We start from the raw sequence: 8,101 nt of genomic DNA on the forward strand, positions 1-8,101 counted from the left end.
CACATGTCAACGATGGCCATGCGACAACCGACCGCAAGCGAGTCCGCGGTCCGCTACCTCATTACGAACTACAGTCCCAAAGGTAACAAGGTCGGCTGGCTGATGATGGCCTCGATCCTGGTGGAGGCCTGGGATCTCTATTCGATCGCCTTCGTGCTGATCTTCATCCGCGAGCAGTACAATCCCGACCCGCTGATGCTCGGCCTCGCCGCGGCCGGCACACAGGGCGGCGCCCTGATCGGTGCGCTGCTCGGCGGCTGGCTGTCCGACAAGATCGGCCGCCGCGTGATGTTCCTGATCACGATGGTGATGTTCATCGTGCTGGCGCTGGCACAGGCCTTCGTGCCCAGCGTTGGCTGGCTCGTCGTGATCCGCTTCCTGCTCGGCGTTCCCCTGGGGTCCGATATCTCGACCGGCTACACCTACATCATGGAATCCATGGCCAAGGGTGAACGCGAGGTCATGGGCAACCGCTGGCAGTTCATGTTCGCCGTCGGCGAGGTCCTCACCATCGGCGTCATCGTGCTGTTCCTCCTGATCGACATGCAGCACGAGATGCTGTGGCGCGTGACGCTCGGTCTCGGCGCGGTGCCGGCCCTGATCATCCTGATCATGCGCCACGACGTGCCCGAGACGGCCGTGTGGCTGGTGCAGAAGGGACGCTACCGCGAAGCCAAGCAGGTCGCGCGCGAGATGTTCAACGACAATCTCGACATGCTGCCGGACCACGACGTGGAGGTGCCGAAGGTCAGCACCCGCGCGTTCCTCGCCGATCTCAAGAAGGATCCGATCCGCTGGCGCGCCACGATCTATGGCTGGATCGCCTGCTTTGCCCAAGGCAGCGAATTCTCGACCTTCGCCTTCTATCTGCCGGTGCTGTTTGTCATGGTCGGCGTGTCGAGCGTGCTCGGCAATAACCTGGTGACGATGGGGCTGTTCTGCTTCGCTGCGTTGTCGGGCTGGGTCGGCCCGCTGCTGACGCCGAAGATCGGCCATCGCGGCATCGCGATCGCCGGTTTCGGCATCGTGCTGGCCTCGCTCCTGGTCGCGGCCTTCGCGCTCTACACAGACAACAAGATCCTGCTGCCGTTCGCGGCGGCCGCCATGCTGTGGGGCCATTACTGGGACGCCTCGAACTGCATGACGATCCCGACCATGGTCGCGAAGCCGAAATATCGCGGCACGGCGAGCGGTTTCGCCTATATGTTCGTGAAGCTGCCGTCGTTCCTGGCGATCTTCCTGTTCCCGTCGCTGTTCGCAGCGATCGGGCAGGCCAATGCCACGCTCTTCGTCGCGATCTTCCCGCTGATCGGATTGCTCGCCGCAATCTTCATCCTGCCGGAGGTCTACGGCTACGAGAACGACTGATGGTGCTCACCTGATCGCGGCGGCCAACGCCGCGATCAGGGCCGGCGGCGTCACGAGCAGGCCTAGCTTGAGGAATGGCCAGGCGCCGACCTCGATCTTTTCCCGCCGCAGCGCCACCAGCCACAGGATGGTGGCCAGCGAGCCGGTGATCGAAAAGTTCGGCCCGAGGTCGACGCCGATCAGGATGGCGCTGACCACGGAGTTGGGCAGATGATCGCTGGCGACGATCGATCCCGCGACGAGGCCGGCTGGCAGGTTGTTGGCGATATTGGTGGCGATCGCGGTTGCGATGCCGACGCTCCAGGCGGCCTTGGGCACCGATTGCGCGACGGCCTCGTGCAGGAGCGCGGAGAGATGTCCAATCGCGCCGGTCTTCACTAGCGCTTCCACCATGACAAAGAGGCCGCCGACCAGCGGCAGCACGCTCCATGACACGTGCTTAAGCACCGGCAGGGGCGACTGGCGGCTGAGCAAGAGAACGAGGCCGGTCGTCACGACGCCGCAGACGAAGGTCGGCAGGCCCAGTTGCTTGTCGAGCGCGGAGGCCGTCAGCAGAACGGCGCCGATCGCGGCGATGCCGACAGCCGTCAGCTTGCCACCGCGGCTGAGCTTTCGGTGCGGCACGCGGTGCGCGATAGTCTCCTCCTTCAGCGCGCGGTGCTGGGTGAGGCGCAGTACGATGTAGGTCAGCACGATCGAGGCGAGCGAGGGCAGCGCGAACAGGCGCAGCCATTCGGTGAGATGCGGCATGCGGGAGCCGAACACCACGAGGTTGGCGGGGTTCGAGATCGGCAGCACGAAGCTCGCGGCATTGGCGATGAAGGCGCAGACGAAGAGATAAGGCCGCGGCTTGGCTCCGGCTGCGCGCGTCGCGGCATAGACGGCGGGCGTCAGCACGATCGCGGTGGCGTCGTTGGAGAGCAGCACGGTCACGACGGTACCGACGAGATAGATCAGCAGGAACAGCCGCTGCGGCGAGCCTCGGGCAAATTCCACCGCAAGCGCGGCGAGATAGTCGAACAGGCCTTCGAGCCGCGCCAACTCGGCGATCAGCATCATGCCGATCAGGAAGAGGTAGACGTCGACGCCTTTCTCGATGCCGGTGAGCGCGTCGTCCCACGACAGGAAGCCGAATAGCACCAAGGCCGCAGCGCCCGCCAGCGCCCAGATCGCCTCCGGCAGGCGAAAGGGGCGGATGATGACGCCTGCGGTCGCGGGCACGATGATGCTCCAGGCCCAAAGATTGTCATGCAGCGCGAGTGGCAATGTCGGTCCTCGTTCGATGGTTATTCGGCAGCGATGGCCGAAGCGGGTAGCGCTGTCGTGCCCCGTGGTGGTGGCGTTGTATGGGCGATTTGGCGCGTCTCGGGAAGGGTGAAGACGCAGACGACGGCGCCGAGCGCGGCGATTGCACCTAGCGTGAGAAACGCTGTGCTATAGCCCGCGCCGACCACGACCAGCCCGGCCAGCGTGGTCGACAGGGCCGCACCTAAGCTTTGCGCCGTGATGATCGCGCCTTGCGCGACGTTGAAGCGGCCGGTGTTGCGCATGAGGTCGGCGACGATGACGGGAAAGATCGCACCAAAAATGCCGGCCCCGACGCCGTCGAGAAGTTGGACGCCGACCAGCCAGAACGGATTGTCGGAGAGCGTATAGAGCGCGCCGCGAATGGGCAGGATCAAGAGCGCGGCGAGGAAGAAGCGCTTGTGGCCCCAGCGGTCGGCCGTGGCGCCGACCAGCATCGCGAACGGCACCATGACGATTTGCGCGGCCACGATGCAGGCCGACATCAGGCTGGTGCCCATGTTCTTGTCCTGTAGGGCGAGCTTCTGGCCGACCAGCGGCAGCATCGCCGCGTTGGAGAGGTGAAACAGCACGACGCAGATCGCGAAGACGAGCAGGGGGCGGCAGGTCAACAGGATGCTCAATCCCGAGGGTTGGTCGTGTCGTCCACAAGCCTCTGCTTCATGCAGGCCGCGGGCGCGATCGTGGTCGATGGCGCTTTCCGGAATGAAGAGGATGCTGGCAAGGCTTGCCAGCGACATGAAGGAGAGCAGGTAGAACACCACATTCGGACCGAAGGCGTAGGCGCCGAGACCGGCAACCGAAGCGGCAACTGCATTGCCTGCGTGATTAAAAGTCTCATTGCGGCCGATCCGGGCGGTCAAGGCGCGGTGGCCGACGATGCCGAGCGAAATGGCGGCGAGCGCCGGCGGAAAGACAACCCCGGCGGTGTGGGCAATCCCTTGCGAGATCGCGACTGGCCAGAAGCTCGGAAACAGCGGCAGCAACAGGGAGGCGGTGGTGATGAGAATGGCGCAGAGGGCCATGATCAGCCGCTTGGCCCTGGTTGCGTCGATCAGCGCGCCCGCCGGCGTCTGTGCGACGATGCCGGCGAGCGCGGCGACCGACATCACGACGCCGATGCGGGCCTCGTCCCATTGCTGATCCGTGAGGAGATAGATTGCGAGATAGGGGCCAAGGCCATCGCGGACGTCGGCGAGGAAGAAATTGGCCGCATCCAGCGCGCGGCTGGCGCGTCTGTAGTCTGCACGTGTGGACACGATGGCCTCCAGTCCAATGCGGTGCGTTTCGTCCTCGCCGTGCGCGCCTGCCTAGGCCGCACGGACCTCGGCGTCAGGCTTGGGCTTGTGCTTGGGGTCTTCCTTGGGATTCTTGGGCTTCGGCTTCCTGACGGGCTTCAGCGCGTGGAGGTCGGGTCCGATCTCCAGCACATGGATCACCCGGCCGTGCTGCGTCTCCGCTCCGTCGCCGCGCGCGGCGACCTTTGCACCCGGCGCGAGCAGAGGTGCGACGCTCTCGGCTTCCTTGGGCCCGATTCGAAGAACGACACCTTCGGAAAGCAGTGCGCCGCGCAGCTCGCCCTTCGGGCCGAACAGAGACATCCGTACCGTGCCTTCCGCATCCATCGGCTGGTGCTTCACTTTGGGATGTTTGCGATCATGGCCCGGTCCTTCGTCGACGATCTTTTGCCCGCTCGCCGTGGTGACCGCGACCGCAGCCAGAAGCTCGGCTCCGCGCGGACGTACGCCGCGCACGCGGATCGAGTCGCCTGGCGCGATATGACGCGTCAATTCGTCGTCCATGTGCGGTGGCGTGTGAACCAGAATGCTCACACTCGTGTCTCCGGTCATGACGAAGCCATCGACTTCGCCATGTGGATTGAGGACGAAGCATTCGAATTTGCCGGCAAATTCGGGCAGGCTGTTGGGATCAATCCAGTGCATGTTGGTTTCCTTTCTCGATTGGTTGAATGGGGGCATTTAGCTGCGCGGCGGCGGAGGAGGCGGAGGACCAAAACCGGGGGGAGGCGGCGGCGGGCCGCGCCGGTCGGGACCGTCTGCGGGACCACGTGGCGGGCGTGGGCCGGCGAGCTCGCTCATCTGCTCCGGTGAGCTTCCGATCGCCTGCACGTCGACAACTCTGCCGAGTGGCGTGTCGAGGATAGCGCCGCGCACCGAGACGGGTTGACCCTGCCGCAGCCAGTCCTGCAAACGTTCCGCCTCTGGCGGGGGCAGGCGCAGCACGGTGCCGTCGTCCAGCAGCGCGCCGTTGACTTCGCCGCGCTTGCCGTGCAGCGGCGCGGCGATCCTGCCGCTGATCACCTGGTCCTGACCGCGGTCGCGTCGGTCGGGCGGACCGCTGTCGACGACGCTCCGGCCCGTCGCGACATTGGTGATCGATGCGGCATCGACCAGGGCCACCGCGCGGGCCCGCAAGCCGCGGACCGAGACCTGATCGCCCGGGCGGATCGAGAACACCGTCTGTGCCGTCAGATGCGGCGGCAGCTTCACCTCGGTGCCATCGGTCAGGATGATGCCGTCGATGTCGCCACGCGGTGTAAGCGTGTATTGCTTGACGATTCCGCGTGACTCCGGAAGTTGCGACGGATCCCACATCGGACCCATCGTCTGCGAATGGGCGGCACCGCCGCCGATTGCGGTTGTGGAGAGCAGCGCACAGAACAGCGCGCGCATGCCTGTCATCTTCATGGAACAACTCCTTTCAATTTCGCGACGTTGTCGCTCGCCGTGATTGGAGCAAGCGATGTGCCAGTCGCGAGATCGTTGATTTCAAAGGAGTTGTTGCAATGACGCCGAGGTCAGCCGTCGTCTTTGCAGACACCGTCTGTCGGGTTTTCTGACGCCGCAAGCCCGTAGCGCTGCATCTTGGTGTAGAGAAGCTGGCGATTGATGCCGAGCCGCCGCGCAGCTTCCGTCCGGTTGCCGTCGCACGCATCCAGCGCGCGCAGGATCATCGTCTTCTCGAGCTGCGCGACGGCACCCGGAAGGTCCGCATCGAGAAGGGAATCCGCCGACTGCACGGCGGCGCGGCTGGTATCGATGTCGCCGGGCCCGATCACGTCGGAGCGGGTCAGGATGTAGGCGCGCTCGACTACATTGCGAAGCTCGCGGACGTTGCCGGGCCAGCCATGCCGCTGCAACTTCTCAATCGCCGCGGCGTCGAGCCGCTTGTGCCGTCCGCTTGGGGCGCCGATGCGGGCGAGGAAGTGCTCGGCCAGTGGCACGATATCCGCTGCGCGCTCCCGCAGCGGCGGAATCGCAATGGGCACCACGTTGAGCCGGTAGTAGAGATCCTCGCGAAATTCGTTCGCCGCGACAAGTTTCGCAAGATCGCGGTGGGTTGCGGCGATGACGCGCGCGGTGGTGCGCGCCGGCTTGCCGCCGACAGGGGTAACGACCTGCTCCTGCAGGGCGCGCAGGATTTTTGCCTGCATGGCAAGCGGCATGTCGCCGATCTCGTCGAGGAACAGGGTGCCGTTGGCGGCGTCGCGGAACGCGCCGGTCCTGTCTGCGGTCGCGCCCGTGAAGGAGCCTTTCACATGGCCGAACAATTCGCTCTCGAGCAGGTCTTCGGGAATGGCCGCGCAATTGACCGCGACGAACGGACCATCCTTGCGCTTGCCGTAGATGTGGAGCGCGCGAGCCACCAGCTCCTTGCCGGTGCCGGTTTCACCATGGATCAACACGATCGCATCGCTGTCGGCAGCAAGCCCAATCGCTTTCTGGACACCGCGCATCCCTTCGCTCGATCCGATCAGGCTGTCGCCGGCCTCGTGTGCCGGTTCCACGATCGAATGCGCCCGTCCGGGCAGGCGATTCAGCAGGGCCTTCAATTCCTCGCGCCCGATCGGCTTGCTGAGATGATCGAAGGCGCCGAGCCTCATGGCCTCGATCGTGTTCGCGGCGCTCGCAAACGCCGTCAGCACCACGACCGGCGGCGCATTGCGCTCCGACCGGATTCGGCGCAGCACCTCGATGCCGTCCATGCCGCCGGGCATACGCAGGTCGAGCAGCACGGCGTCGATATCGTCGTTGAGCGCGGCGAGGCCCTCGCGGCCGGAGGCCGCCAGACGTGGGATATGGCCGAGATCGGTCAGCGCTTCGGCGAGACCGTCGCGCAACCCCGCATCGTCATCGACAATCAGAATGATCGCCATGGCACCTCGATCTCGAACGTCGCGCCGCGCGGGGTCGGTACGAGCCGTGCTTCGCCGCCATGATTTCGCGCGATTTCGCGCACGATGGCAAGGCCGAGCCCCGTACCGTCTGCGCGGCCGGTGACGAACGGCTCGAACAGGCGTTCGCACAGCTCGTCGGAAATGCCGGTGCCGGTGTCGGCAACCCGCAGAACGAGGCTGCTATCCCGGCGGTGGGCGTCGACCGCCACGGAGCCGCCGGGCGGGCAGTTCTGGATGGCGTTGAGGATCAGATTGTCCAACGCGCGCTGCATCTGGAAGGGGTCGAACCGTGGCAACTCCCGGCATGGGCCCTCGGTTCCCGCCGTCACGATCAGGTGCTTGGCTGCCGCGAGCTCGCGATGGGCGTCCGCGGTCCGCTGGATGAAGGATGCGAGATCGACGTCCGTGAGCTTCGGCTCGTGCGCCTGCGTCATATCCAGCAAATCCCGCAACAGGACATCGAGCCGGTCAACCTGTTGCAGGATGGTGCTCAGAGCTGCGTTGCTGCGCGAGCCGTCGGCGACCGCGAGCGCGTTCTCGGCCTTCAGGCGCATGGCAGCGATCGGATTGCGAATCTCATGCGCGAGGCCGGCCGACAGTCGGCCGAGCGCGGCGAGCCGCTCCGCGGCGGCGGCGCGCCGGCGCTCGAGCGAGAGACGCTCGCCGGTCGCATTCAAGGCATCCACCAGCCGATCGAGCTCGGGCGCGCCGGTATGCGCAAGCTTCGGCAGGTCGACCAGACCGTCCCGCCGGTCATCAAGGGCGCGCTCGATCAGCGCGATCTTGCGGGACCATATGTAGAGCACGCGCGCGAGCCAGACGGCCGATCCGAAGATCGTCAGCGCCAGAACCATGAGGCCAGCCAGCAACTGGGTGTACGCGGGTCCCTGCGCGGTGAAGACCCGCGTCATCGTCCAGCCGGTGACGCCTTGCAACGGGCCACGTAGCGGGCAAGCATGCACGATGAGGACCTGGGAGCGGCCGGCTTGCTGGATCGACGCAGGGTGCGCGGCCCGCAACGCCTCGGCGTTGACCGCGCGAATGGTGTTCTGCTCGGCTGCCGGCAAGTCGGTCTTGGGTCCGGTCCCTTCGTAGGTCGGGAATGCATAGGCAAGCGAGCCGGCGTCTGCTTGCCAGATGCCGCCCTCCACACCGGCCGCGCCGGCCAGAGCCGCCTGGGTCACACCGGTCAGTTCGCCTTTGAGTCGATCGTCGATCGGGCCGCCGGCC

The 8,101-nt window shown here is 65.8% G+C and carries 7 protein-coding genes; 1 reads left to right on the forward strand and 6 read right to left on the reverse strand.

Going from position 1 to position 8,101, the window contains the following annotated elements; all coding sequences use genetic code 11:
• Positions 1-3: 3 nt before the first annotated feature.
• Positions 4-1,368: an MFS transporter gene (locus AYJ54_RS06230; protein ID WP_063697428.1), complete on the forward strand. Its 1,365-nt coding sequence runs from the start codon at positions 4-6 to the stop codon at positions 1,366-1,368.
• A gap of 6 nt (positions 1,369-1,374) precedes the next feature.
• On the opposite strand, the gene AYJ54_RS06235 is transcribed toward AYJ54_RS06230, so the two are convergent.
• The 6 genes from AYJ54_RS06235 to AYJ54_RS06260 form a co-directional block, all read right to left on the reverse strand.
• On the reverse strand, positions 1,375-2,634 hold the full coding sequence (locus tag AYJ54_RS06235; protein ID WP_245328910.1) for an arsenic transporter: 1,260 nt from the start codon (positions 2,632-2,634) through the stop codon (positions 1,375-1,377).
• Positions 2,635-2,654: 20 nt separating this feature from the next.
• Positions 2,655-3,932: an MFS transporter gene (locus AYJ54_RS06240; protein WP_063697431.1), complete on the reverse strand. Its 1,278-nt coding sequence runs from the start codon at positions 3,930-3,932 to the stop codon at positions 2,655-2,657.
• A gap of 51 nt (positions 3,933-3,983) precedes the next feature.
• On the reverse strand, positions 3,984-4,616 hold the full coding sequence (locus AYJ54_RS06245; RefSeq protein WP_063697433.1) for a hypothetical protein: 633 nt from the start codon (positions 4,614-4,616) through the stop codon (positions 3,984-3,986).
• A 36-nt stretch (positions 4,617-4,652) separates the two neighbouring features.
• Positions 4,653-5,381, reverse strand: a complete 729-nt coding sequence (locus AYJ54_RS06250) for a hypothetical protein (RefSeq protein ID WP_136623478.1) — start codon at positions 5,379-5,381, stop codon at positions 4,653-4,655.
• 110 nt (positions 5,382-5,491) lie between these two features.
• The gene (locus tag AYJ54_RS06255; protein ID WP_063697435.1) at positions 5,492-6,850 is read right to left on the reverse strand and encodes a sigma-54-dependent transcriptional regulator; all 1,359 of its coding nucleotides are present in this window, start codon (positions 6,848-6,850) and stop codon (positions 5,492-5,494) included.
• On the reverse strand, positions 6,835-8,022 hold the full coding sequence (locus AYJ54_RS06260) for a sensor histidine kinase (protein WP_245328911.1): 1,188 nt from the start codon (positions 8,020-8,022) through the stop codon (positions 6,835-6,837). Before AYJ54_RS06260 ends, AYJ54_RS06255 begins: the two co-directional genes overlap by 16 nt.
• Between the last annotated feature and the right edge of the window lie 79 nt (positions 8,023-8,101).

This window comes from Bradyrhizobium centrolobii (assembly GCF_001641635.1).
GTDB lineage: Bacteria > Pseudomonadota > Alphaproteobacteria > Rhizobiales > Xanthobacteraceae > Bradyrhizobium > Bradyrhizobium centrolobii.

Coding starts and splice junctions, on each gene's coding strand:
- AYJ54_RS06255 (WP_063697435.1), bottom strand. CDS start 6,850: ATGGCGATCATTCTGATTGTCGATGACGATGCGGGGTTGCGCGACGGT.
- AYJ54_RS06250 (WP_136623478.1), bottom strand. CDS start 5,381: ATGAAGATGACAGGCATGCGCGCGCTGTTCTGTGCGCTGCTCTCCACA.
- AYJ54_RS06245 (WP_063697433.1), bottom strand. CDS start 4,616: ATGCACTGGATTGATCCCAACAGCCTGCCCGAATTTGCCGGCAAATTC.
- AYJ54_RS06230 (WP_063697428.1), top strand. CDS start 4: ATGTCAACGATGGCCATGCGACAACCGACCGCAAGCGAGTCCGCGGTC.